The following is a 23704-nucleotide window of genomic DNA, read 5'->3' as shown; positions in this document are numbered from 1 at the left end:
GATTGCCGGGATATCAGGGACAGGATTCGAAGTTACTCAGAGGCTCTCCTAGAACCTCAGCAGCGCAGTTAAACGGGCGCTGCGCCCCATTTCATAGAGATTGGTCGTGCCTCCGGGCACGTTATAGGGCGTTCCGTGTGCCACATAGGCTTCATCCAGCAGGTTCGTGACAGCAACGCTGAACTCCTGTCGCGCCTGCGGCCGCCAGAACAGGGAAACGTCATGAACGTGGTAACCAGACAATTTGTCTGCCGACGTGAAGCTTTCCGGCAGGTCGCGCTCGGCAAACACGAACACGCTGTTCCATTCCAGGTACAGGTCTGCAGGACGGAACTGATACCCCACGGCGACCGCGAGTTTGTCGCCCTGCGGCGCGAACCCGTCGTACCAGTCATCCGGGCTGACCGGGCGCCCACCCAACGTCGTTTCGGTCTGCGTGTACGACGCCTGGGTAACCCAGTTGTGCCAGTGATAGCCAAGGTTTGCGGTTATCCCGGAGATTTCCGCTTTGCCGCCATTGCTGCGGGAAAAAGGTGCGCCGCCACGGCCGCCAAAAAGAACGACATCCTCGATGTCGGTTTGAAATGCGGTGACGCCGACTACAAACTCACGCCAGACATAGTCAACACCCAGTTCGAACGCTCTTGAGACTTCGCCCTCCAACGAGGTATCAGTGGCTCCAGCATCAATGCCCGCCATGAGATTCAGCCCCGGTGCGGGTTGAACACCACGAAACGCCTCCGCCCAAGATGCCGAGAACGTCAGTCCGCCAATGGGTGCGAACGTCAAACCGACGTTCGGGCTGACGTTGGCGCCGTCATAATCGTTTCCCGCGAGGTCTGTCAGGGCGCTGTTGTCGTAGCGCAAGCCAGCGCTGAGTTGCCACTGCTCCGACAGGCTGTAGTCCAGCTGAAGGAAGGCGCCGATGTTCCTGGCCGTTTCCGATTCATCAACCGTCGCAGCAACCGCCCCGCGGGATCGTTCTGACAAATACTCAACGCCATAGACAACGTAAAACTGTCCGATCGTCGACCGGTTCTGGATGTTTGCGCCTCGGCTTCGCCATGACGCCGTCTGGTTACTGGCCCGCAATCGCCTCAATTCGGTTTCATTCTCCTGAATGGAGGCGACCAGATTCACATAGGGGCTGCTGGCTGGGGCGTACTCATAGGACACGGTACTGGTGCGCTGTATGTGCTCCTGATCTTCCGCTGTGGCGCGAGGGTGCGAGGGATCAACACCGAAATTCACCTGGGCGGCGCGCAGGCCATTGTCCTCTCGATAGATCGAACTCAAGTTGATGGCATGGGCTTCCGCGGGTTGATACTGCAGTTTGGCGAAGAGGTTAAGCGGTTCGTTATCGGTGTAGGTGACATCCTCGCCGTTACCGGCGCGGTAGTTATCGGCGTTGTCTTTGGAACCGTAGAACACAAACCCGATGCGGTCGTCGGGCATGCCATAGACCGCCGCGCCAGGAGACAGCCGCTCGCCATTGGTTTGGCCAGACAACCGCACAGCAGCACCAAACCGTTCATCGGGTAACAGGAAGTCCTCAACCGCCTTGGTTTCGTAGGCGATCAATCCGCCCAGCGCAGACGGACCGGACAGCGCAGAGCCAGGGCCCGCATCAACCGTCACGCGCTTGAGAATAAACGGATCAATGCCATTGTTGCCGTTATGCGGGGAGAGCGTTCCAGACGTCTTGGCCCCGTCAATGGTGACGTTGAGCCGAGTGTCTTCGAGACCACGCACGTAGACTTTTTGCGCGGTCGTGCGGTTCCCACCGCTCACCGAAACATCGCTGCTTCTAAAGAACAGCTCATTGAGCGTCGTCGGTTGCTGCAGCCTGATCTTCCCTTCGTCGATGACATTAGGCGAGGCATCCTCAAGCGGTGTGCCTTTAACAACGATGGGCTCAAGGTTGACCGTAACCGGTTGTTGCGCCTGAGCAATTCCAGGGGCAGCCAACACACCAACCCAGCACAGGACCGCCGTCGGCAACGGCTGGTCACGAGCGGCCTGTGAAGCACGTCCATGGCAGAGAACAGCAGAAATATCCAACATAGATTGTTACCAGCATGAATAATGAGAACGAGTTGCATTCGCTATTCTGTCTGATAGATTCCTTGCCCGAGTAACCGTATATGGACTAAAAATATTGAAAAGTGGCCAGCATGAACGACTCCAACAACGTCCATGACAATGAGTTCAGCGAATGGCTGGGTGGTCCGCCGCTGATCTCACGATGGTGGAAGGACAACTCGAGTGATTCGCAACGACCGGGTGAACGGTCATACAACTGGCACCGTCATCGACGGGGACAGATGTTCAGCGTCGAATCGGGCCTTATTCACGTCGAGACCCAAGAGGGCTCCTGGATACTGCCACCCCACCGTGCCGGATGGATTCCACCGGAAGCCATGCACGTCATCAGATTCAGCAGCGCACCCAATGGCTGGATGCTGATGCTGACGCCGGAGGTGTGCGAGGATTTGCCCGGCAAACCCTGTGTGATTGGCGTAAGCGAGTTGCTGGAGGCACTGGTAACCAGGACCATAGGCTGGAGCAAACTTGATCCATTGGTTGCGGACCAGGAGCGTATTCTCAGCGTTATCATCGACGAAATTGGCCGGACACCGCACGAATCCCTACATCTCCCGATCCCCAAAGAAGCCCGTCTGGCGTCGTTGACCCGGATGATCCTCGAAGACCCAGCGAAATACCGTACGATCGAGCAGTGGGCTGCCACTAGTGCAATGTCTGCACGTACCTTGCGCCGGCTCATCCGTGAGGAAACCGGCATGAGCTTCGGGCAATGGCGACAGCAAGCCCAGTTGATCCATGCGCTTGAAATGCTCGCCCGCGGGGCAACAGTTGCGGATGTAGCGCACGCTCTTGGCTATGCATCGCCAAGCAACTTCATCGTCATGTTTCGCCGTGCTCTGGGGGATTCCCCCGCCCACTACTTCGCCAATGCCCCTTTCGGTGAAGGCGCCTCTGATTGACTCTGGATCATCTCGGGCCTTCCAAGCGGTCCACACCCAAGGCGCGGCTTTGCAGGACGGCTCCAACGCAAAGGTTCCCTCCCCCCTTTTGATTCGGTAAGTTAGAGCTTTCGCGTCGATGGAAGCTCCGATAACGTTATGAAACGCACAGCCTTCTTTATCTCCGATGGCACAGGCCTCACCGCCGAAGGCCTGGGAAACAGCCTGCTGGCCCAGTTTGAAAAGATTGAGTTCGAGCGGGTCACGGTGCCCTACGTCGATGACACGGGCAAAGCCACCGAGCTGGTGGAGAGAATCAATCAGGCAGCGGAGCTGGACGGCAGCAAGCCCCTGGTGTTCGACACCATCGTCAACAACGACATCCGCGCCATCATCAGCCAGGCCAATGGCTTTATGGTGGATATCTTTGGCACCTTCCTGCAGCCGTTGGAAACCGAACTGCAGTCATCGTCGTCCTACACCGTGGGTAAATCCCACGCCATCAGCAACGAGAGCAACTACGAACGGCGCATTCACGCTGTCAACTTTGCCCTCGATAATGACGACGGTGTCCGCACCCGGCAGTACACTGAGGCCGACCTGATCCTGGTCGGGGCATCCCGCAGTGGCAAAACGCCTACCTGCCTCTACCTTGCACTGCAATATGGCGTCAAGGCAGCGAACTATCCCATCACCGAAGAAGATCTGATGGACGAGCAGCTGCCCGAGGCTCTCCGCCCCCACAAGGGCAAGATCTTTGGCCTGACCATCGAGCCGGAACGGCTGGCGGTCATCCGCAACGAGCGGCGGCCGAATTCAAGGTACTCATCGCTGAAGCAGTGCATGCACGAGATCGAAGAGATTGAACTGATGTACCGGCGGGAGCGGATTCCGTTCATGAACACCACCGCCTATTCGGTGGAAGAGATTTCTACCCGGATCATGGTCACCACCGGCCTGCGGCGAAACCGCTGAGGCGTAGACCGGGAAAAAGCAGAACCAGTCGGCAAGGGCGCACCGCTGGCGATGTGAGAGTACGCCCGCCTCCGGAGAGAGTGCCTCACCAGAGACGGGCGCTGACCGCGTTACAGCTCTTCGATGTTCAGTCCGAGTGCTTCCGCCTCGGCCCGGCGATCCGCACTTGTCACCACTGCAATGCTTGCCTTCTCAGGTGTCAGCCAGGTGCTGGCCACTCGCTTCAGATCGTCCATCGTCACCGCAAGAACCCGCTCGCGAAACCGCGCCTGCTGCTCGGGCGTGCGGCCAAACAGGCGGTTCTGGAAGGCATGACGCGCCTCGCCAGCCGGTGAGCGCGGCTTATCGAGCTGCCCGATCACACCGAGAATGGATTCTTCCAGCGCCTGGAGATCGTGATCCTCCGTCTGCAACCAGTCCAGAGCCTGATCGAAATCGGCCAGGGTTTCGCCCAGCCGGGGGTCGCGGTAGGAGAAGAAGCGGAAGGTGCCATTGATGCTGTCCTGACCAGCACCGCCACCGTAGGCGCCTCCCTTCTCACGGATCGCCCGGTGCAGGTAGCCGTTGCGCAGGAAACCGCCCAGCACGGTCAGGGCCGCCGCATCCGGGTGATCCACCGCTACGGTCGGGTATGCCTTGGCGCAGAAGCTCACCTGAGTGGAGGTAAGCCAGGCCTGACGGGTCTGGTAGTCCACCGGCGCCAACGACCACTGGCTGCCGGTGCCGCTGTCAGGCTGCGACCAGCGCTGACGCAAGTGATCCACCATCGGCGACAGCTGTTCATCTTCCCCAATCACCAGGAACTGCCGATCCTGCTGGCGCAGGCGCTCATGAAGGTCTGCCAGACGCTGGCACAACGCCTTCAGTTCATCCGCACTTTCCAGCGCCCGATCCAGCGCCTTGATTTCACGAATGGCCGCCAGACCGCCAAGTCGATAGGCCAGCCAGCCGCCCGAGCTGAGCCCCTGGGAAGCAGCGCCCATCGCCAGGGCGTGGCCGCTACCGGTCACGGATTGCTCGCGACGGGCCCGAACCTGGGCGATCAGTTCCCGGATGCGTTCCTGTTCGTCGAACCGGGCATGAACCGCGAGATCCGCCAGTAGATCACCGAGCGCTTCGCGATTGCGGGCCAGGGCCTTGCCGTTGAACACCAGATAACCGGACAGGTCCTGAACATCGTCAATCCGCCCACGGGCCGAGGTGAAGGCACCCACACCACCGGATTCGGCAGAAATGCGGTCCTGCATCTGCAGGTAATCCAGCTCGCCACAGCCCACCTCGGTCACACAGGTGGTGTACAGCGGCAACAGCAACAGCTCGTCTTCACTCAGTTCCGGCAGCGGTACGATGACCTGCTGATACACCAGACCGTTAGTGCCACGGGCATACAGCGTTGCCGGGAAGCCATCGACGGCCTGGGATTGCGGTTCCGGCGTCTGCAGCGGTACATCGCTCAGATCCACCTTGGGCAGGATGGTGTCGTCATCCTTTCGGTGCTGACGGGCCTCCAGCGCCTCTGCCCTGTCGATGATCTGGCGTTTGTCGTCATCGCTGAGCTCGGCCTTGCGTTGCGCCAGCGCCTGCTGGATGGCGGCCTGACGCCGGTGCTCCAGGGACTGGTCCGGTCGCAGGGTCAGCGTTACCCGGTGGGGATTGTCCAGCAGCAGCCGCCGGACCAGGTTGGGCACGTAATCCGGCTCCCGGATCTTCTCCCGCAACTGGGCCAGAACGGGCTCCAGATCCAGCAGCGCCACCGGATCACCGCCATGCACCATCGGTGAGATAGCGCTCATGATCAGCTGCAGGCCGTAAGGGAACTGGTCTCCGGCAATCTCGCGCTGGTGCAGTTCAAGCTGATGCAGAATCGCCTCCAGCCGCTCCTGACTGACGCCCTGCTCGGCAACATCGCTGAGCACCTTTTCAATCAGTTGCTCCAATTCGCCATCGCGGCCCGGCTCACTGCCCTCGATTCCGCAGACAAAGGTCATCTCCCGGTTGGAGTCCTCCAGTCCGCACAGCGGTGACGGCGACTGGCCGATCTCCGACGTTTCCAGCGCCCGCATCAGCGGCGAAGCGCTGTTCTCAAGCAGCACGTTGGCCAGCAGGTGGGCCTCCAGGTTCTGCTGCAGATCAAAACTGTGCCCCAGCAGCCAGCCCATCACGATGTGGGTTTTGTTGTCGGCGGATTCGTCCTCACCGATGGCGTAGCCCTGTTCCACATTCAGCGGCGCGAACATCCGTTTTTCGTCACGTACCGGCAGTTCCACGTGCTGGTGATCGAAACGGCTCAGCGCCAGCTCTTCAAAGCGTTCGTGGTGCTCGTGGGCGGGAATGTTGCCATAGGTGGCAAACAGCGCGTTGCTGGGGTGGTAGTGGTGACGGTAGAACCGAATCAGCTCATCGTAGGACAGGTCCACGATATGGTCCGGCTCGCCGCCGCTGTTGTAGTGGTAGGTAGTGGTCGGAAACAGATAGCTGGAGAGGTTCTGCCACAACTGGGATGTCGGCGCACTCATCGCCCCTTTCATCTCGTTATAGACCACTCCACGGTATACCAGCGGCGTCTCCGGATCATCCGGTGTCTCAAACTCCAGTCGGTGGCCTTCCTGGGAGAAGTCCATCTCGTCCAGTTTGGAGAAGAACACGGAATCCAGATACACCGACAGCAGGTTGTCGAAATCCTTGCGGTTCTTGCTGGCAAACGGATAGGCGGTCCAGTCGCTGCTGGTGAACGCGTTCATGAACGTGTTCAGCGACCGACGGATCATCATGAAGAAAGGGTCACGAACCGGGTACTTCTCGCTGCCACACAGGGCGGTATGCTCCAGGATATGGGCGACGCCAGTGGAATCCATCGGAAAGGTCCGCAGCGCCACGAAGAACACATTCTCGTCGTTGTCCGCAGCCATATGCAGGTGACGGGCTCCCGTCTTGCGGTGGCGGTACTCCTCGACGGTCAGGTTGAGGGTGTCAATCCGGTGACTCCTGAGCTGTTCGAATGCCGGATGTACCGGGTGTTCACTGACTGCTGTCATGCAACTATCCTGTCTCTGGTATATTTTGGCCAGGTACCGGTGCCGATTGTCGGCACCAGGGCAGCCCCTGAAATTCGGGTCGGGCTGGTGGCGTTGTCTGCGGGCTCCCTGTAGGGTAACACGTCGCATCGCGTCGCTCCGTATCGACGGTAAGCCCCTGACACAGCATGTTGGTGACTGACACTGGAACAATCAACCACTATGAGCACAGAGAACACAGGCAGTTCCTCCCCAACGTCCGACTTTGACGACTCCGACGCGCCGCTGCCACCACAGCCGGCCCAGGCTCCGACGCCCCAGGCGACCGATGTGGCTGCCTACTGGGCGGAACGTCGGCTGTACCTTGAGCGCATCCGCAAGGTTCCGGAAATGCGTCAGCGCTACTGGCGGGCCATGGCCATATACCTGCTCCGGCGGGTGATGTGGTCATTTGGTTTTTTCCCGATTTTCCTCGCCTTCTGGCTGCCACTGGTACTCGCCAGCTTCAACCCGGTGGTGATGGTTGGCGACCTGCTGCCGTTATTGCACCAGTTTGTCGACTCCAACCCGGAAGTCCAGGCCAACACCCTGAGCACCCTGACCATCGCCTGGTTCTCGGTCGGCTTCTTCTTCCTGGTGTTTGATTTCGTGCTGACGCCCTTCAAATCACCCTACCAGTACGAAGCAGACGTCTACATGCGAGCGTGGGAACAGCTCAACCATGACCAGCTTCCGGACAAAGTGTGAATTGTCCAGCAATCTCACAAACTCCCGTCACCATTCGTTACATAAACTTACGTTGAACCGCTAGTATGGATTGACGTGGTTCAGCGCAGGCTCCGCCGCTCCCGAGCAACACAGCAAAAGCAATTGCAGGAGAGCGGAACGGAGCCTGATCGCATCGCAGGAAAGCTGTAACTCAGGAGTAGAGGTTGTCATGGTCGATTTCAGGCCGCTTTTGTTTCTTAACGCACTCGCCATCATGTTGCTGGTGACCGCCGGTTTCGCATCCATCCGGGATCAACAACTGATGACGGAGTCGACACCGGTGCAGGCATCCACGGAACCGGCGACACAAACCGCCAGCACAGCACCGGACGCTCAGGCGCCAGACACGCAGACCCCAGCCTCCGCCACCGGGGAAGACACCGCCAGCAACGACGCCACCACCGGAGCCCCCGGGCAAGCTCAGCAACCCTCGACACCAGAGCCCGCCCCCAGCACCGAGGCCGCAGCCATCGCTGAAGCGGACCCTGAGCCGCTGGACGCGGAAGTCTCAGCCTCGACGGTGAATCCGGAACCACAGCCGGAGCTGACGGCGTCGCCGGACTTTGTAACCGCCGCCGAACTTGAGCCGACACCAGAGACCAGCGTAGCCACCGCCTCGCCCGAACCCGAGCCTGAACCTGCCCCGGTCGCCATCTCAGAACCGCCCCCCCGCCCAACGACCGGACACCTGACCCTGCGCTCGAACGTTCACGGCGATGCGGTTTCCATCAATGGCGAGTTCTACGGCGCCACCCGACTGGATCTGACCCTGGACCCCGGCGAGTACGATATTGAAATCAGTAAGGACGGCTACCAGCCCTGGTCCCGTCGTGTTGACCTCGACGCCGGCGACCGCCTGACCCTGATCGGCAAACTGGAGAAGTACACCCGGGTGGAGTTCCGCGACGGCCAGTGGCAGGGCAACGTCCGTACCGGCGACGGCAGCTACCAGGATGAGTCCGGTCTGAGGTATGAGGGCCACTTTGTCGATGGCCTGTTCCATGGCAAGGGCACCGCCTTGTATCCCGATGGCGGCCGCTATGAAGGCGACTGGGCTCACGGTAAGCGTGAAGGTGAAGGCGAGTACCGGGCTGCAGACGACAGCCGCTACACTGGCCAATTCGCCAATGACCGCTTCCAGGGCCAGGGCACTCTGCACCGGGCCAACGGTGACATCCTGACCGGGCAATGGCAGGACAACCGTCTCAACGGCCATGGTTCCCTCACAACCGCGGACGGCATGCTGTATGTCGGCGGCTTCAAGAACGACCAGTTCCACGGTGAAGGCACCCTGACCTACCCGGATGGCCGCCACTATGAGGGCGGCTTTTCAAACGGCGACTTCCACGGTAGTGGTGACGAGGTCTTTGCCAATGGCAAGAAGTACCAGGGACAATACATTGACGGCAAGTTCCACGGTGAAGGGCTGCTGCTGAACCCCAATGGCAGCTCGATCGAAGCAACCTTCCGCCACGGCGAGCCCTACGGCAAGGTCACTCTGACCACCGCCGCCGGCGAGGTCTTCACCGCCCGCACCTCAGAGCCGGGGGTGTGCTACCGGGAGAAAAGCTATCGGGCCACCCAGTGCCCGGAACTTGAAGGCTGGTAAATCAATAACAGGCAGGGAGGCCAGGTCCGCAAGGAGCGCATGGATACACCTGCACTAATGACGAATGCTGTAACAGGTTGAGGTTTAAACATGGCGATCAAGAATGCACTTCTGGTGGACGATTCCAAGGTCGCGCGCTTTGCGCTCAGTAAATTGCTGGAAAGCCGCGAAATGAAGGTCAACATGGCGGGGTCGGCCGAGGAAGCCCTGGACTACCTCAATCACAGTGAGCGCCCGGATGTGATCTTTATGGATCACCTGATGCCGGGCATGAACGGCGTCGAAGCCATTAAGGCCATCAAGGGCAACCCGGACACCGCGGGTATCCCGATTATCATGTGCACGTCCAAGAAATCCCAGTCATTCATGGATGAGGCCCGTAATTTCGGGGTCTACAACATCCTCACCAAACCGCCCCAGGACGACGGCCTGGCGCTGGTGCTGGATCAACTGGACAGCGACGTAACCGCAGGCACGTTGCCCGAGCCGCCCCAGCCCACGCCAGAAGAGCCAGCACTGGACGAAGCGGCAGCCGAGGACAGCATTGCACTGCCGCAAGACGCCACTGTTGAACTGGCTCCGAAATCCGACACCACCGTCAACCGCCACGACTCCGAAGCCCAGGTGGTGCCGCTGACCAGCGAATTGATCGAACAGATCGCCCGCTCCGCGGTCAAGACCCACATCAATAACCGGCTGCATGAACTGCTGAGCTCACTGTTCGACGAACAGTTTGATCACCTCAAACGAGCTCTGGACGAGGCCGACAAACGCCAGCAGGCAGCCCTGAACGAACGCCTCGACGCCCTTTCCCAGCGCGTTGAGGACCAGACCCGTAACCTGCGCGACGAGGTGGCAGCCGAGGTCAACCTCAACCTGGGCCGGGAACTCTCGGAGCTCAAGAAGGAGCTGGCCAGCAGTGGCGGCTTCACCGGCGAGCACATGGCCGAGCTTAAGGACCACATCACCAGCGTCCAGACCATCGACACGGAGTTCTGGCAGACACTGCAATCTGAAGCGATCCAGCAGGCCCATGAAATCTCCCGGGAAACCGCAGAGGACATCGCCCAGCGCACCATTGACCTCTACGTCTCCCAACAGCGGGCGGCCAGCTCCAAGATCTACACCGTCGGGCTGGCGGTCAGCCTGAGCGTTTTTGCCCTGGGTATCGCCTGGCTGACCAACCTGATCGGCTGACAAACCACCAGCCTGGGAGCGCCAGTGTCCCGTCCGGGGCACTGGCAGGCCATCGGGGGCGCGACGTCGTGGGGATTTTTGCTAGAATTCGCAGGTCTCTCACGTACACCCCTCGATCGGACCCTGCTGATGAACCATCTTTTTGTAGACAACCTGACCGTTATCGATTTTGCGTATCTGGACCCCGTCCGGGGCCTGGTGGGCGAAAGCTGGATTGCGGATGTGGTGCTTGGCGGCGAACTTGACGATCAGGGCATGCTGTTCGACTTCAGCAACGTCAAACGCACCATTAAACGGGTTATCGACGAGCGGGTAGATCACCGCCTGGTGGTCCCCCGGGACCATCCCGGCCTGGTGCCGGATGCGGATGACCCCCACGCCTTCAACTGGCGCCTGGACGACGGCAGCCACATCTACCATCGGGGCCCGGATGAGTCCGTGGTCTGGCTTGCTGGTGAACGGGTGGTTCCTTCGGCCGTGGCCGCCCTACTCCGCCAGGAGCTGCGCTCGGTATTGCCCGTTAACGTTCAGGACATCGAGATCTCCCTGCGCGAGGAAGTCATCGAAGGCCCCTTCTACCATTACGTGCACGGCCTCAAGAAGCACGTCGGGAACTGCCAGCGCATCGCCCACGGCCACCGCTCCCCCATTCGCATTGACCGCAACGGTCATCGCGATCCAGCCCTGGAGAAAGCCTGGGCAGATCGCTGGCGGGATATTTACATCGGCTCGGAAGAGGACATCAGCGACCGTTACGTCGACAGCCAGGGCCAACGCTACGTGCGATTTGACTACGAAGCCAATCAGGGCGAGTTCAGCCTGGCGCTGCCGGAATCCCGACTCTACCTGCTGGATACCGACACCACCGTGGAATTCATCGCCGCTCACATCGCCGACCAGTGCAAGCAGGCCTATCCGGACGATCGGGTACAGATCAAGGCCTATGAAGGGGTTGGCAAAGGCGCAATCGCGATACGATAGCCTTCGCTGCCCTCGAAAGTCGCCGAACATCGGAGCCGTCAGGTGCGGCTCCGAATCGACAACCCTGAAAAACAGACACAAAAAAACCGCCCGAAGGCGGTTTCTTTGCTGGCTCACCGATAGTGCTATCGGCTTGCCAAATTGGCGTCCCCTAGGGGGTTCGAACCCCTGTTGCCGCCGTGAAAGGGCGGAGTCCTAGGCCACTAGACGAAGGGGACTAGTAAAATGGTGGAGCCAAGCGGGATCGAACCGCTGACCTCAACACTGCCAGTGTTGCGCTCTCCCAGCTGAGCTATGGCCCCGAAGAAGGCTGCGTATGTTACTGAGCCGTCCTGGTTACGTCAATACTCTTTTCAGAAATTTCCGAAAACCGGTCACTCCCGATGGTCGCTCAAGCGCAACCTTTGCCTTCCCTCAAGCAGTCAAGGCTGCTTGAAAAAGAAAAACCGCCCTCAGGCGGCTTTTCCGCTGGCTGACCGACCGTCGTTGATCAATCGACTACGTGAATCGACCACACGATCGGTTTGCCTAATTGGCGTCCCCTAGGGGGTTCGAACCCCTGTTGCCGCCGTGAAAGGGCGGAGTCCTAGGCCACTAGACGAAGGGGACTAGTAATTGGTGGAGCCAAGCGGGATCGAACCGCTGACCTCAACACTGCCAGTGTTGCGCTCTCCCAGCTGAGCTATGGCCCCTCAACGGCTGCGTATATTAAGGATCGCCCCCTAAGCCGTCAAGCCGTTTTTTTCACTTTTTTTAAGGGGATGGGCTTTCGCTCAATCGTTGAGCAGAAGCCACTCCCCGGGCGACTCACAAAGCCGCGAATTCCTTCTCGACCCGCTTGGTTTCCTTCTTGGAGAAACCGCCCAACAGATTCAAGGCATGGCGCAACCTGGCCCGGGTCATGTCAGGCCCCAGCAGCGCCATGGAGTCCATCACCGACCAGGAGTTCGGTGTACCGGCAATGGCCACGAAGATCGGGAACATGAAGTCCCCCATTTTCAGATCCATCGCCTTGGCCAGCCCCTTGATGTCCGCGAAGATAGTCTCCTTGCTCCAGTGACGCTGGGCCTCCAGCTTCCACAGCGTGAACTGCAGCACCCGCTTCACCTGACCCTCTTCCAGCTTGCTGTGAGCGAACTGCTCAGGCGCCAGATCCAGCATGCCGGAGAACATGAAGGCAGCCATCGGTGCGACATCGCTGAACACCTCTGTACGGCCCTTCACATGCGGGAGCAAGTCACGCAGGGTGTCTTCACGGAACCACCAGTCCTTCAGCCGGGCAACGAATTCGTCGTCGGAAACGTCGTCCCGCAGCCATTGCCCGTTCAGCCAGCGAAGCTTCTCCACGTCGAAGATCGGGCCACCCAGAGACACCCGCTGAATATCGAAGTGTTGGATCATCTCCGCCACCGAGAATTTCTCGCGCTCATCCGGCATCGACCAGCCCATGCGGCCGAGATAGTTGATGACCGCTTCCGGCAGGAAACCCATGCGCTCGTAGAAGTTGATGCTGGTAGGGTTCTTCCGCTTTGACAGCTTACTCTTGTCGGGGTTGCGCAGTAGCGGCAGGTGGCAGAGCTCCGGCATATCCCAGCCGAAGTACGCGTAGAGCAGCTTGTGCTTAGGCGCTGAGTTGATCCACTCCTCGCCACGCAGTACGTGGGTAATGCCCATCGCATGGTCATCCACCACATTGGCCAGGTGGTAGGTGGGCATACCGTCGGACTTCAGCAGAATCTGGCAATCCACCTGGGCCCAGTCAATCTCGATCTGGCCACGGAGCATATCCTGGATCACGCAGGTGCCCTCATCCGGAACCTTCATTCGGATAACATGGGGTTCACCCGCCGCCAGGCGACGCTGGACCTCTTCGGCCGGCAACTCCAGATCCCCCTTGATGCCGGGATTCAGGCCTTGGGCCTTACGCTCCTCACGGATCTGGTCGAGCTCTTCCGGCGTGCGGAAGCAGTAAAATGCGTGGCCTTTATCAACCAGATCATGCGCGTACTGGGCGTAGGAATCCTTGCGCTCGGACTGGCGATAGGGACCGTGGGGGCCGCCTACGTCCGGGCCCTCATCCCAATCCAGCCCCAGCCAGCGCAGGGCGCGGAGAATATCCTGCTCGGATTCGTCGGTACTGCGGGTCTGGTCCGTGTCTTCGATGCGCAGGATGAACTGGCCGCCGTGCTGGCGGGCAAAACAAAGGTTGAACAGCGCCACATAGGCAGTGCCAACATGGGGGTCCCCGGTCGGAGACGGCGCAATACGGGTACGAACGGTCATGGGTGCATCCTGTCTGTCGACCAATCCTTACGCACAACCGGGCCTGGATGCCGGCACCAGCCCCCGAAAGGTGCTGACGCCACAAGCCGGCGGTGAATTGGCCGGTAAGTTGAAAAGCCCGCATTATACCGGCCCATCAACGATTTCGCATAAGCGGATACCGGCCACTTCTACGGATGCGCTAAATGTAATATTATAACGTACCACATACACACGACATGCCGGACAGGTAAACACATCACATGCTGCGCGCTCTCAAAGCCCTCACCTTGGGCGTCCTTGCCCTGACCTCCACGGCCATCCAGGCCGACACCGATCACCACATCGTGACCTCCATAAAACCACTGGGACTGTTAGTGCGGGCCATTGCTCCAGACAGCGTCAACGTAACCGCGCTCGTTCCCGCCGGTGCCAGCCCCCACACCTACCAGATGCGCCCATCGCAGCGGCGGGCACTGGAAGAAGCCGACCTGGTGGTATGGGTGGGCCCGGATATGGAAACCTTCCTCATACGAATGCTGTCTGGTGAAGATTTCGAAAACCGCACCCTAACACTGATGGCAGGCAGTGAGCCGGTCGAGCACGGCCATGACCATGCCAGCCACGATGATCACGATCATCACGACGACCACGCCCCTGACCACGAACCCTCGCATCACGAGCATGGCGAGGATCATGCAGAACATGAAAACCATGGTGGTCATGGCGGACACGATCTTCACGATCACAGCCATGGCGAAGATCCCCATATCTGGCTGGACCCGCAACTCGGCCTCGCCATGGCGGAACAACTGAGAGATCGACTGGCGACCCTGCCGGGTATCGACCGCGACCAACTGGATCGCAACCTGGCCCGCTTCCGAATCGCACTGACCGGCGCGGAACGGCGTATTCAGCAGCAACTCGTCCCGGCCCGGGAGATCAGCCTGTTCACCTATCACGATGCGTTCCGCCGCTTTGCGGAACACTACGATCTGGCCATCGCCGGCATTCTGACCCTCAGCCCGGAACGCTCGCCGGGGGCCCGTCACATTGCCGACGTCCAGGAACGGCTGAGAGCCAGCACACAGCCTTGCCTGCTGACCGAGCCCCAGTTCAACCAGCAGTGGTGGCGCAGCATTACCGAGGGCATGGACCTGCGCTTCAGCACCTGGGACCCGCTGGCCTCGGAGATTCCTGACACGGCGGATGGCTACATCCAGTTCCAGCAGTCGATGGCGGACGCGGTACTGGCCTGCCTACCAGAGTAAGGCCAGCACGACCGGAATGGTGACCATGGCCAGCAGGGTCTGGCCACTGATGATCCCCGCCATCAGCGGGGCATCCCCGCCAAGCTGGCGGGCCAGGATGTAAGCGGAGGTGGCGGTGGGCAAGGCGGTCAGCAGGATGGCGACCTGAGCCAGGGTACCCTGAATACCCAGAGCCCAGAGAATGGCGGCGGTCATTAACGGAAATCCCGCCAGCTTGGCGACCGACGACAGCAGGAACGGGCCGGACGCTCCTCTCAGAGCCTTGAGCTGTAGCCCCGCCCCCACCGTCATCAGCCCCAGCGGCAATGCCATGTCACTCATCGGCTTGAGCACGCCGGCCAGCACCGGGTGGAAGCCAACCTGAAAGTAGCTCCACAGCACCCCCAACACCGAGCCGATGATCAGCGGGTTGGTGCCAATAGCCTTTAGAACAGGCATCAATCGCATCGGCCCCTGGCTGGCGACCAGGGAAAACATCAGAATACACAGCAGGTTAATCAGCGGGACTTTGATGGCAACCACGATCGCCATCAACGACAAGCCTTCGTCCCCCAACAGCATACCGGCAGACGCCAGGGCGACGTAGGAGTTGAACCTCAGGCCTCCCTGAAACACCGATGAATACACCGGCCCGGGCCAGGCGAACAGCCACTGCAGAAGCAACAACAGGGTCACCATGGCGGCAAGCATCGCCACCACCAAAATCGCAATCTCGCCATAGGCGGAGGGTTCGATCCGCGCCTGCCCCAGCTTAAACACCAGCATCGCCGGAAACAGGGCGTAGTAGGTAAAGCGCTCAGCGTGATACCAGAAATCGGCCCCGGGGAAGTTCCAGCGACGAAACAGATAGCCCAGGACAATCAGGGTAAAGACGGGAACAAGGGCTTGCACCAACACCGGCATCGACAACTCCTGCAGTCGGGGAAACCGGCCTAGCCTAGCAGGATCACTGGTAAAACTGGATACGTAGCCCCCTAACAGGCTGGCGCCTGAAAAGCCGACTTCAGTTCGGCCATAACCTCATCCACCGTCAGCACCGACTCCAGCGCGGCCACGGCCTCGCCCGCGTAGAGTGCGCAGCTGTCCGTCAGGGACGCCGGCAGACTGTCGTCCATCACCGCATTGGTAAACAGCGGGCGGTGAGCCCGCTGGCTCATCGCCGCTTCGGCCTTGAACGGTAGCAGGCGACGGGTAAAGCCGAACGCCCGATTAATGGCATCCAGCCACCCCGGTACGTCGCCCCGAGCATCGCACCAGCGCTCGGTGGCCGCATTGGGCACCACCCGATGGGGCGTGGCCCACCCCAAACCAAACAGGGTGGTCCGAATGGTTTCGGTGGCGTCCACCAGTCGCTGCTGGTAGGCCGGGTGGGCGCCGCTCTCACGGGTCATCAGAAAGCGGGAGCCGGTCGACACGCCATCAGCACCCAGTGCACGCGCTTTCGTCACTTCATCAGCACCGTAGAGACCACCCGCCGCGAAGCAGGGCACCTCGCCCGCGAGGTCACGAACTGCCGGCAACAGGTCGACCAGAGGCTCCTTACCCCGCACATGACCGCCAGCCTCACAGCCCTGGACGATCAATCCGTTAACGCCTGCCTCCAGTGCCCTCTCAGCTTCACTCAGAGAGCCCACCTGCTGGAACACAAAGCAGCCGGCCGGCTGGAGCTGACGAAGGTAGGGTTTGGCAGCGCCCCAGAACAGCGTCACTATAGGACAGTGCTGCCGCAATACCGCTTCGACGTGACCCTTGCGGGTGTAGGGCAACAACAGGTTGGCATTGAACGGGTGACCCACCGCCTGCTGTCGCAGCAGGCTGAGGCTTTGCTCCCAGGTGGAAAGGTCCTGCAGGCCCAGGGTGCCAATACCGCCGGCCCGGGCCACGGCCGCCGCCAGGCGCACATTGCCGGCGCCGGGCATACCGGCCTGCATGATGGGGTAACGCACACCCAGGTCTGAGAGTGCGTGAAGTCGTTCGTCCATGATGGGCCTCCGGGGATCGATTTACAGAACCTGATTCTGTCGTAACCCTAACGATCCCGCAGCCGCCGTGCGCCAGAGCGTGACTCAGATCGCCCTGTCAGTGTCTGTCAGATCACACCATCGCTCTCGATAGAGTCGGAACAACCGCACCCGATGGCCGCTGAAATCGGCCTCCCGGCCCGGACCAAAGCCGGCTTTCTCGATCACCCGGATCGAGGCCACATGGTCTGGCTCGACAATGGCAATCACCGAGTCATACCGACGTTGCTCAAACGCCTCCGACAGCACCGCGCGGACTGACTCTGTCGCCAACCCCCGACCCCAGTAACGTCTCGCCAATCGATAGCCAAGGTTGATTTCCTCACGGTCAGCGACGGTTTCAGGGCCCACGCCGCAGAAACCGACAAAGTCGCCGGTATCCGCAAGCTCCAGCGCCCAGGGGCCAACGCCGACATCGCGGTAGCAGTCCCGGCACCAGTCGAGGAACTGCTGCGTACCCGCCCGATCACGGACCCCACCTACGGAAAACCGCATCACCTCCGGGTCCGCCAACATGTCGGCCAAAGGGTCTATATCCTCGGGCACAAGCTCACGTAGCCGCAGACGGGAGGTACGGATATCGATCATGGCTGGGAGGCCTCACGGAAGCGCCGAATACGGTCTTCGCTGGGCGGGTGCGTCGAAAGGTAGTCCAGCAAATGATTCTTCTCTGTTGACTCATCGTCCTTGGCAACCTCACGGTCGTCAGGCGCCGTTTCGTCGGAGACATCACCGTCCTGCTCCTCAGCCACATTTGCCAGCTTGGCCATCATGCTGGCAAAGGCACCCGGGTCCAGGCCTGCCTCCTGCATCCGCTCCAGGGCATAGCCATCCGCTTCCCACTCATGGTCGCGGGAGAACTGGGCCTGCAGCAGCAGTGGCGGAATGGCCACGACAAATTCCTGCACGAACTCGGCATCGCCGGTCATCAGCGTGAACATCACCGCCACGCCGGTACTCTCCAACAACCCCCGCAGCGAGTGGCGGTGTTCGACGTGACCAATCTCATGGAGCAATACCGACAGCACCTCCTCTTCCGAATCGGCCAGCTCAATCAACTGGTCAGTCAGAATCAGGGAACCGTTCGGCAGCGCGAAGGCATTAGGACCAATCAGCCCACCGTCCCGGAAATGCAGGGTGTAAGTGAAGTCGCTGTCGGCCGGAACGTATTCATTCAGCAACTGCTCATAACGCTGACGCTCCGACTTGCTGGTGGTGGTCGGGTTGAGATAGTACGCATCCAGTCGATCGAGCACCGATTCTCCCAGTTCCTCGGACCACTCGGCGGAGAGCTGATGAGCCACTACCTCCGCCCCCCAGGGAATTGCCCGGGTCACCATCAGGTACACCACCAGTGCAGTAACCGCCAGCAATGGCAGGATGACCCAGAGGTTACGCTCCAGCTTATGCAGGATGTGATCCCGCCCCCTAGTGCCAAAACGGGTCACCCAACCATCCAGGGTGGCGTGATCGGTGGTCTCAAACACGCCACCGCCAGGCCAGCCGACACAACGGGGGGTATTGCCGACCCGGGATGGCACATCCAGCTCGCCGAAGTGCACCAGCTCCCGGTCCACACCCGCCAGCCGGGCAAAGCCCTCCTCGTTGACCTCCAGGCTGGTGGGGTAAGGCCGGGAACTCTGGCCGTCGTAGTAGGTACCAGTGATCGATGGCATCGGCTCAGAACGCCACGTCGATATCGAACACGTCTGCCATTTCTTCCGCCAGCGCAGACTGTTTCTCTTCCTGAGCCGCCAGGAACTGGTCCATCGGCGCATTAACGTCAAGAGACATGCTATCGAGGATCACCCTTGCGGTGCGCACCTTGGCCCAGGCCGTCATCAGGCCAAACGTGAACGTCACCGCCAGGGTATTGGTGATCAGCACGAACGCCAGCCGCAGGAACGGCACGTCCGCCTTGAGCTGGAACTTGCCGTTGTCGATCGAACATTTACCAAACAGCAGGTTGTAGCGGCGACTCTTGAGGTACGCCTTGGTCAGCGGAAAGTACAGGATGGTCGCTATCACCAGCGCGATGAAGCCAGCGTTGCCAGCCCCCCAGGCGGCGTTAGCGATCCAGGCCGTCACCAACAACGCCGATGCCAGCAGCCAGAGCCAGTAGATGCGGTAATAGTCCCTGGCCTGGCCGGTGTAGGTCACCTCCGCCACACCAAAGCGGATGTTCCGTGCCAGGAATCGTTGGTTGATAAAATCAAAGTACGGCATTCCAAGCAGCAAAATCAGCAGGAAGACTCCAGCGGGAATGAACTGGTAGGGGGTCAGATCCTCAAATACCTGCTCACCCACACCCGCTTCGCCCGAGCACTTCGTCGGAACCTTGTTCGGGTGGTACTCGTCGCAACTCATGCCAGGTGCGGACTTCAGTTGGCCGTCCTTGTTCTTGGGCAGATCCGGACCCACCCAGACGGGTTCCTGAGCCACTTCAATTGGTGCGGTGTCACCGGAGAACGCGGCGGCAATCTCATCCTGGAAGAAAGGCGCCATGAAGCTGCCGCCAACCAACAGCATCAGCAACAGCGGCGGCAGGTACACCCGATACGCCCCGCGGTAGTCCTTGTTGAACCGGAACGGAATGCCCCGCCACGCCGAATAGCGCAGCTGGAACGACATCACCAGTACCGTCAGCACCGGCGCCAGCACCAGGTAGGTGACCACAAAGCCGAGGTAGAGGTAGAGCGCCCAGGTTGCCGGGCTGTTCTCGGCAAACAGGAAAATCACCAGCAGACCGAAGGCGATAATGCGGCTTTTGAGAATCTGCAACGGCTTGGCAGTAAACGCAAACCGCCCGCCGGCCACCTCGGTGTTGCCGTAGAAATACTGCAGAGTCCGCACCTTGGCCCAGGCCGAGTAAATACCCAGGGTCATCCAGGTCAGGATGTTGTTGACGAACCAGATGCCGAAGAACTCACCGGCCTGACCGGAAAACAGCACCGGCTCATTACGGGGAATCTCTTCCCGCGGGATCGCCGTGGATTGCGCTGCCGTAGGCGGAGGAGTGGTGGAAGAGGGTTGAGGAGAATCGGTAGTCATGCTCACAGTACCTGTGCTGGGTTGGCTTCATCCCTGAAAAGAACAAGGCCGCCAGTTCCCTCGCAGAACAGCGGCCTCATCCATCGAATCAGTGCTTCAAGTCCATTCGGTCAGCTTGTTGCCTTGCTTGTCGGTAAACGCGCCACACATCAGCATGATCCAGTCGATCAGGGCCCAGATGCCCAACCCACCGAGCGTCACAATCTGCAGAATGCCAGTGCCAATTTTCCCGACATAGAATCGGTGAATCCCAAACATACCGAGGAAAAAGCACATGAGAAACGCGGGCAGAATCTTCTTATCGGAAACTTGCTCAGCTGTCATAGAGATGTCCCTATAGTTCAGTTTTGATTACGCTTTTCTTGTCCCTGGACAGCCCTGCCCGGGGAGACTGCGAAGATTAAACTCTGTCCATCTTTGGAACAAGTTGATTTTCAGAACAAAGTGTTAAGTTTTTGCGACAATTGCAGGTGAAATGACGCCACTTGGAGGCCTTTGGCCCTGCAGCCGCTGAGCGCAGGGCCCGGTATTGAAGGCTTTCCGGGATGTCGCGGGAAAATTATCGGGACACAAATATAACCGATTATCATTACTATTAGATGTGTAGCTTTTTGTTACTTTGGCGACTTCGTCTCTACTCCGCCGACAGGAACTGCAAAATCACTCCACGCCGGGGGTGAGACTTCAGCCAGTTGCGCACCTCTTCAGCCCGGGCGGCATCGCCCTCACCTACCTGGTCCTGCAAACGCTCCATGCGGGCGGCCTCACGCTTCTCGGTGCGAACCTTGCGCTGCCACTGCTCGGTGAACACCTTGGGAAGCCGGTTAGCCAGTTCCAGGGTCTTGAGAACGCCCCATTCGCCATGATCGAGCCAGGCCTCATCGCAGGACCCGCACAGGTCGATGCGATTGCGCAACGATCCGGTGATGGCAAACTTGGTCATCAAACGGCTGCATTTGGGACAGGCCATGGCGGTACGGGTATCACTGTCCTCCACCACATCGCTGTCTGGTACGGCATCAGTCGCTACGGGCTGGTTCCTCTCGGCCCATTCGCGGTAATACAGAATCGACAGCGCCGCCCCCTCACACTGGGGACAGCCCATGGCGGGCAGGCCGTCCTCAAGTTTGGTCGGGCTCAGGTCAACCGTTCGACACTTGGGGCACTTCATGGCAACTCCTTGGTGTAATTAAGAAAATCGTTGTTGTAGGGATAACGGGAAAGGCCGGCTAGACAACAAAGTCCGGCAAAGGACTACGGCCCAACGCCACCGACACCGCTTCGCGGGCATGAATAACGGTCGTATCGTACAGCGGCGTGGCAACGTCCTGTGGGCGCAGCAACAAGCCAATTTCGGTACAGCCAAGCACCATGGCCTCGGCCCCCTCAGCAACCAGCGCGGCCACCTGATCGCAGTAGCGCTCACGGGAACTGACCAGGATCTGCCCCTGGCAGAGTTCCTGATAGATGATGCGGTGCACCTGGTCCCGCCCGGCGTCGTCCGGGGTCAGAACCTCAATGCCCTGAGCCACCAGCCGGTCGCGATAGAAACTCTGTTCCATGGTGAATCGGGTGCCCAGAAGCCCCACCCGCTGGATGCCGTCCTGCTTCAATGCCAGGGCGGTGGCGTCGGCCAGGTGAAGTATGGGGATGGAGAGCTGCGCCTGAATCTGTGGCGCGACCTTATGCATGGTGTTGGTGCAGATCAGCAGAAAGTCAGCGCCGGCCGCCTGAACCGATTGCGCGGCCGCCGAAAGAATCTCCGCCGTGGCCGCCCAGTCTCCCAGATGCTGGAGACGCTCGATTTCAGCAAAGTCGACACTGAACAGGGCAAGGCGGGCGGAATGCAGACCACCCAAGGCGTCGCGAACGCCCTCATTGAGCAGCCGATAGTAGCTCTGAGTGGACTCCCAACTCATGCCACCGAGCAAACCAATGGTTTTCATTTTGCCACCTTCCCTGTGCCTATGCTGTCAACGCCTTGTCGCCTGATGTCATCCGGCTCACCGGAATGCAGGCAATTCTGGCAGGACTATGCCAAGGCCCCCTTCGCCCGTCTACCCTGTTTGGCGAGCTTTTTTTGAGCCAGTCGACGTTTCACTGGCGGGAGATGGTCGATAAACAGACGCCCTTGAAGATGATCAAGCTCATGCTGGACCACCGTGGCCAGAAATCCGGATTCCACCCACTCCCGGCGCTGGCCTTCCAGATCATACGCGGCGAGCCCTATGGTCTCGTAACGGGTGACCTCGGCGGTGTAGTCCGGAACCGACAGGCAACCTTCCTGGTCGACCCGCTGCCCCTGCGTGTGGGTAATCTCAGGGTTGAGCAGCACCAGTGGCTGATCGCGATTGGCCGATATGTCGATCACCACAACCGCCTCCGGCCGGCCCACCTGGGCCGCGGCCAGACCGATGCCGTTGGTTGTGGCGTAGAGGGTGTCCAGCATATCGCGGACCAAAGTGGCGGCATCGGAAAACGAAGTCACTGGCCGGGCCGGACGACGCAACCGGCTATCCGGCAGGGTGAGAATGGGTAGCACAGCCATAATCAACCCTCCCGAAGCTGTTCGTCAAAACGCAACGTCAGCACCTCATAACCGGTGTCGGTCACCAGAATGGTGTGCTCCCACTGGGCGGACAGTGAGCGGTCCCGCGTTACCACGGTCCAGCCATCCTTGAGGGTTTTCACCTGGGGGCCACCGCGGTTGATCATCGGCTCAATGGTGAAGATCATCCCGGGTTTCAGTTCCAGCCCCGTCCCCGGTCTGCCGTAGTGAAGGACCTGGGGTGCCTCGTGCATATCGCGGCCAATCCCGTGACCACAGTAGTCTTTCACGATGCTGTAGCCGGCAGTCTCGGCGCAGGCCTGAATGGCAGCCCCGACATCCCCCAACCGGGCACCGGGACGTACCGCCCCGATCCCCTGCCACATGGCCTCATAGGTGGTTTTGACCAGCTTCCTGGCGGCAACCGGTGCCTCAGGCATGACATACATCTTACTGGAATCCGAGATAAACCCGTTCTTCTCCAGGGTGATATCAAGGTTGATGATGTCTGTCTTCTTCAGGCGGTAACGCACGCTGGGCATGCCATGGCACACCACATCGTTGACGGAGACATTCAGCACATAACGATAGCCATACTGCCCCTTGCTGGCGGGCCTGGCCTTCAGCTCGTCTACGATGAAACGTTCCACGGCATCGTTGATCGCCATGGTGGTGATGCCGGGTTTGACGATGCCGTCCAGCATGTCGAAAACCTGGGTCAACAACTGCCCGGCCTGGCGCATCAATGCCTGCTCTTCCGCCGACTTGATGATCACCTTACTCATCCAGCAGCCCCTCGACAGCGACATTCTCTTTCTTCAGCTGCTGGCGGATGATGTCATTGAACGACAGGGTGGGATTGAGCTCCGCGAGCATCCCCACCTTGATCCAGAACTCCGCCTGGGCATTGATGGAACGGGACATTACCGAGCTGGCCTTGCGCAGTTCCTCGTGAAGCTGGTCTGAGATCTTGATGATACCCAAGACATATACTCCATATATAAATTATATATGGATCGTATA

General features: G+C 59.9%; 21 protein-coding genes and 4 tRNA genes. 7 read left to right on the top strand and 18 right to left on the bottom strand.

The features are described from left to right. Window positions 1–48 precede the first annotated feature (48 nt). On the bottom strand, window positions 49–2064 hold the full coding sequence (locus J2887_RS08585; RefSeq protein WP_227175558.1) for a TonB-dependent receptor domain-containing protein: 2016 nt from the start codon (window positions 2062–2064) through the stop codon (window positions 49–51). Window positions 2065–2174: 110 nt separating this feature from the next. Here J2887_RS08585 and J2887_RS08580 point away from each other — a divergent pair, with 110 nt between their 5' ends. After that, window positions 2175–3005: an AraC family transcriptional regulator gene (locus tag J2887_RS08580; RefSeq protein ID WP_227175557.1), complete on the top strand. Its 831-nt coding sequence runs from the start codon at window positions 2175–2177 to the stop codon at window positions 3003–3005. 138 nt (window positions 3006–3143) lie between these two features. Further along, on the top strand, window positions 3144–3959 hold the full coding sequence (locus tag J2887_RS08575; RefSeq protein ID WP_227175556.1) for a pyruvate, water dikinase regulatory protein: 816 nt from the start codon (window positions 3144–3146) through the stop codon (window positions 3957–3959). A 110-nt stretch (window positions 3960–4069) separates the two neighbouring features. Here the strand turns inward: J2887_RS08575 and J2887_RS08570 are convergent, their stop codons facing one another. Continuing rightward, window positions 4070–6994: an insulinase family protein gene (locus J2887_RS08570; protein WP_227175555.1), complete on the bottom strand. Its 2925-nt coding sequence runs from the start codon at window positions 6992–6994 to the stop codon at window positions 4070–4072. A gap of 201 nt (window positions 6995–7195) precedes the next feature. Between J2887_RS08570 and J2887_RS08565 the strand changes: the two genes are divergently transcribed. From J2887_RS08565 to J2887_RS08550, 4 genes are all read left to right on the top strand, one after another. Further along, complete coding sequence (locus J2887_RS08565) at window positions 7196–7720, top strand: hypothetical protein (protein WP_227175554.1); 525 nt, start codon at window positions 7196–7198, stop codon at window positions 7718–7720. A gap of 190 nt (window positions 7721–7910) precedes the next feature. Further along, on the top strand, window positions 7911–9350 hold the full coding sequence (locus tag J2887_RS08560; protein ID WP_227175553.1) for an MORN repeat-containing protein: 1440 nt from the start codon (window positions 7911–7913) through the stop codon (window positions 9348–9350). 90 nt (window positions 9351–9440) lie between these two features. Next, the gene (locus tag J2887_RS08555; RefSeq protein WP_227175552.1) at window positions 9441–10547 is read left to right on the top strand and encodes a response regulator; all 1107 of its coding nucleotides are present in this window, start codon (window positions 9441–9443) and stop codon (window positions 10545–10547) included. 129 nt (window positions 10548–10676) lie between these two features. Further along, entirely contained in the window at window positions 10677–11528 is an 852-nt protein-coding gene (locus J2887_RS08550; protein WP_227175551.1) for a 6-carboxytetrahydropterin synthase, read from the top strand. A gap of 142 nt (window positions 11529–11670) precedes the next feature. Here J2887_RS08550 and J2887_RS08545 read toward each other — a convergent pair. The 5 genes from J2887_RS08545 to gltX all read right to left on the bottom strand — a co-directional run bounded on the left by J2887_RS08545 (window position 11671) and on the right by gltX (window position 13811). Then, window positions 11671–11746: transfer RNA gene (locus tag J2887_RS08545), tRNA-Glu, on the bottom strand. A gap of 8 nt (window positions 11747–11754) precedes the next feature. Further along, a tRNA-Ala gene (locus tag J2887_RS08540) sits at window positions 11755–11830 on the bottom strand. A 231-nt stretch (window positions 11831–12061) separates the two neighbouring features. Continuing rightward, window positions 12062–12137, bottom strand: a tRNA-Glu gene (locus J2887_RS08535). Between the two features lie 7 nt (window positions 12138–12144). Then, a tRNA-Ala gene (locus J2887_RS08530) sits at window positions 12145–12220 on the bottom strand. Window positions 12221–12335: 115 nt separating this feature from the next. After that, window positions 12336–13811 carry a glutamate--tRNA ligase gene (gltX, locus tag J2887_RS08525; RefSeq protein ID WP_227175550.1) on the bottom strand — a complete coding sequence of 492 codons (1476 nt, stop codon included), beginning with the start codon at window positions 13809–13811 and terminating at the stop codon, window positions 12336–12338. A gap of 242 nt (window positions 13812–14053) precedes the next feature. On the opposite strand from gltX, the gene J2887_RS08520 reads away from it, so the two are divergent. Then, entirely contained in the window at window positions 14054–15061 is a 1008-nt protein-coding gene (locus J2887_RS08520) for a zinc ABC transporter substrate-binding protein (protein WP_227175549.1), read from the top strand. Here the strand turns inward: J2887_RS08520 and J2887_RS08515 are convergent. From J2887_RS08515 to J2887_RS08465, 11 genes are all read right to left on the bottom strand, one after another. Further along, complete coding sequence (locus tag J2887_RS08515; protein ID WP_227175548.1) at window positions 15050–15964, bottom strand: AEC family transporter; 915 nt, start codon at window positions 15962–15964, stop codon at window positions 15050–15052. The genes J2887_RS08520 and J2887_RS08515 overlap by 12 nt on opposite strands. Window positions 15965–16035: 71 nt before the next feature. After that, on the bottom strand, window positions 16036–17043 hold the full coding sequence (locus J2887_RS08510; protein WP_227175547.1) for an NAD(P)H-dependent flavin oxidoreductase: 1008 nt from the start codon (window positions 17041–17043) through the stop codon (window positions 16036–16038). Window positions 17044–17127: 84 nt separating this feature from the next. Beyond that, window positions 17128–17670 carry a GNAT family N-acetyltransferase gene (locus J2887_RS08505; protein ID WP_227175546.1) on the bottom strand — a complete coding sequence of 181 codons (543 nt, stop codon included), beginning with the start codon at window positions 17668–17670 and terminating at the stop codon, window positions 17128–17130. Then, window positions 17667–18758, bottom strand: a complete 1092-nt coding sequence (locus tag J2887_RS08500; RefSeq protein WP_227175545.1) for a M48 family metallopeptidase — start codon at window positions 18756–18758, stop codon at window positions 17667–17669. The genes J2887_RS08505 and J2887_RS08500 overlap by 4 nt, the downstream gene beginning before the upstream one ends. 4 nt (window positions 18759–18762) lie before the next feature. After that, complete coding sequence (locus J2887_RS08495; protein WP_227175544.1) at window positions 18763–20133, bottom strand: YjgN family protein; 1371 nt, start codon at window positions 20131–20133, stop codon at window positions 18763–18765. 96 nt (window positions 20134–20229) lie between these two features. Then, window positions 20230–20457, bottom strand: coding sequence for a TM2 domain-containing protein (locus tag J2887_RS08490; RefSeq protein ID WP_227175543.1), 228 nt, complete (start codon window positions 20455–20457; stop codon window positions 20230–20232). Window positions 20458–20767: 310 nt separating this feature from the next. Beyond that, complete coding sequence (locus J2887_RS08485) at window positions 20768–21304, bottom strand: zf-TFIIB domain-containing protein (RefSeq protein ID WP_227175542.1); 537 nt, start codon at window positions 21302–21304, stop codon at window positions 20768–20770. 58 nt (window positions 21305–21362) lie between these two features. Further along, complete coding sequence (locus J2887_RS08480; protein ID WP_227175541.1) at window positions 21363–22079, bottom strand: aspartate/glutamate racemase family protein; 717 nt, start codon at window positions 22077–22079, stop codon at window positions 21363–21365. An 86-nt stretch (window positions 22080–22165) separates the two neighbouring features. Further along, window positions 22166–22681, bottom strand: coding sequence for a peptide deformylase (def, locus tag J2887_RS08475; RefSeq protein ID WP_227175540.1), 516 nt, complete (start codon window positions 22679–22681; stop codon window positions 22166–22168). 2 nt (window positions 22682–22683) lie between these two features. Beyond that, complete coding sequence (gene map / locus J2887_RS08470) at window positions 22684–23466, bottom strand: type I methionyl aminopeptidase (RefSeq protein ID WP_227175539.1); 783 nt, start codon at window positions 23464–23466, stop codon at window positions 22684–22686. Then, entirely contained in the window at window positions 23459–23665 is a 207-nt protein-coding gene (locus J2887_RS08465; RefSeq protein WP_227175538.1) for a ParD-like family protein, read from the bottom strand. The genes map and J2887_RS08465 overlap by 8 nt, the downstream gene beginning before the upstream one ends. Between the last annotated feature and the right edge of the window lie 39 nt (window positions 23666–23704).

The sequence above is a fragment of the Marinobacter sp. CA1 genome (genome assembly GCF_020546665.1).
GTDB classification, from domain to species: Bacteria; Pseudomonadota; Gammaproteobacteria; order Pseudomonadales; family Oleiphilaceae; genus Marinobacter; species Marinobacter xestospongiae.
This window is presented reverse-complemented; position numbering and strand designations above follow the sequence as displayed.

Bases quoted from the DNA above. Each gene is read 5' to 3' on its own strand.
- J2887_RS08570 (WP_227175555.1), bottom strand. From the start codon at position 6,994: ATGACAGCAGTCAGTGAACACCCGGTACATCCGGCATTCGAACAGCTC.
- J2887_RS08515 (WP_227175548.1), bottom strand. From the start codon at position 15,964: ATGCCGGTGTTGGTGCAAGCCCTTGTTCCCGTCTTTACCCTGATTGTC.
- J2887_RS08485 (WP_227175542.1), bottom strand. From the start codon at position 21,304: ATGAAGTGCCCCAAGTGTCGAACGGTTGACCTGAGCCCGACCAAACTT.
- map (WP_227175539.1), bottom strand. From the start codon at position 23,466: ATGAGTAAGGTGATCATCAAGTCGGCGGAAGAGCAGGCATTGATGCGC.
- J2887_RS08505 (WP_227175546.1), bottom strand. From the start codon at position 17,670: ATGATCGATATCCGTACCTCCCGTCTGCGGCTACGTGAGCTTGTGCCC.
- J2887_RS08560 (WP_227175553.1), top strand. From the start codon at position 7,911: ATGGTCGATTTCAGGCCGCTTTTGTTTCTTAACGCACTCGCCATCATG.
- J2887_RS08495 (WP_227175544.1), bottom strand. From the start codon at position 20,133: ATGACTACCGATTCTCCTCAACCCTCTTCCACCACTCCTCCGCCTACG.
- gltX (WP_227175550.1), bottom strand. From the start codon at position 13,811: ATGACCGTTCGTACCCGTATTGCGCCGTCTCCGACCGGGGACCCCCAT.
- J2887_RS08520 (WP_227175549.1), top strand. From the start codon at position 14,054: ATGCTGCGCGCTCTCAAAGCCCTCACCTTGGGCGTCCTTGCCCTGACC.
- J2887_RS08500 (WP_227175545.1), bottom strand. From the start codon at position 18,758: ATGCCATCGATCACTGGTACCTACTACGACGGCCAGAGTTCCCGGCCT.
- J2887_RS08490 (WP_227175543.1), bottom strand. From the start codon at position 20,457: ATGACAGCTGAGCAAGTTTCCGATAAGAAGATTCTGCCCGCGTTTCTC.
- J2887_RS08510 (WP_227175547.1), bottom strand. From the start codon at position 17,043: ATGGACGAACGACTTCACGCACTCTCAGACCTGGGTGTGCGTTACCCC.
- J2887_RS08555 (WP_227175552.1), top strand. From the start codon at position 9,441: ATGGCGATCAAGAATGCACTTCTGGTGGACGATTCCAAGGTCGCGCGC.
- def (WP_227175540.1), bottom strand. From the start codon at position 22,681: ATGGCTGTGCTACCCATTCTCACCCTGCCGGATAGCCGGTTGCGTCGT.
- J2887_RS08565 (WP_227175554.1), top strand. From the start codon at position 7,196: ATGAGCACAGAGAACACAGGCAGTTCCTCCCCAACGTCCGACTTTGAC.
- J2887_RS08580 (WP_227175557.1), top strand. From the start codon at position 2,175: ATGAACGACTCCAACAACGTCCATGACAATGAGTTCAGCGAATGGCTG.
- J2887_RS08480 (WP_227175541.1), bottom strand. From the start codon at position 22,079: ATGAAAACCATTGGTTTGCTCGGTGGCATGAGTTGGGAGTCCACTCAG.
- J2887_RS08550 (WP_227175551.1), top strand. From the start codon at position 10,677: ATGAACCATCTTTTTGTAGACAACCTGACCGTTATCGATTTTGCGTAT.
- J2887_RS08585 (WP_227175558.1), bottom strand. From the start codon at position 2,064: ATGTTGGATATTTCTGCTGTTCTCTGCCATGGACGTGCTTCACAGGCC.
- J2887_RS08575 (WP_227175556.1), top strand. From the start codon at position 3,144: ATGAAACGCACAGCCTTCTTTATCTCCGATGGCACAGGCCTCACCGCC.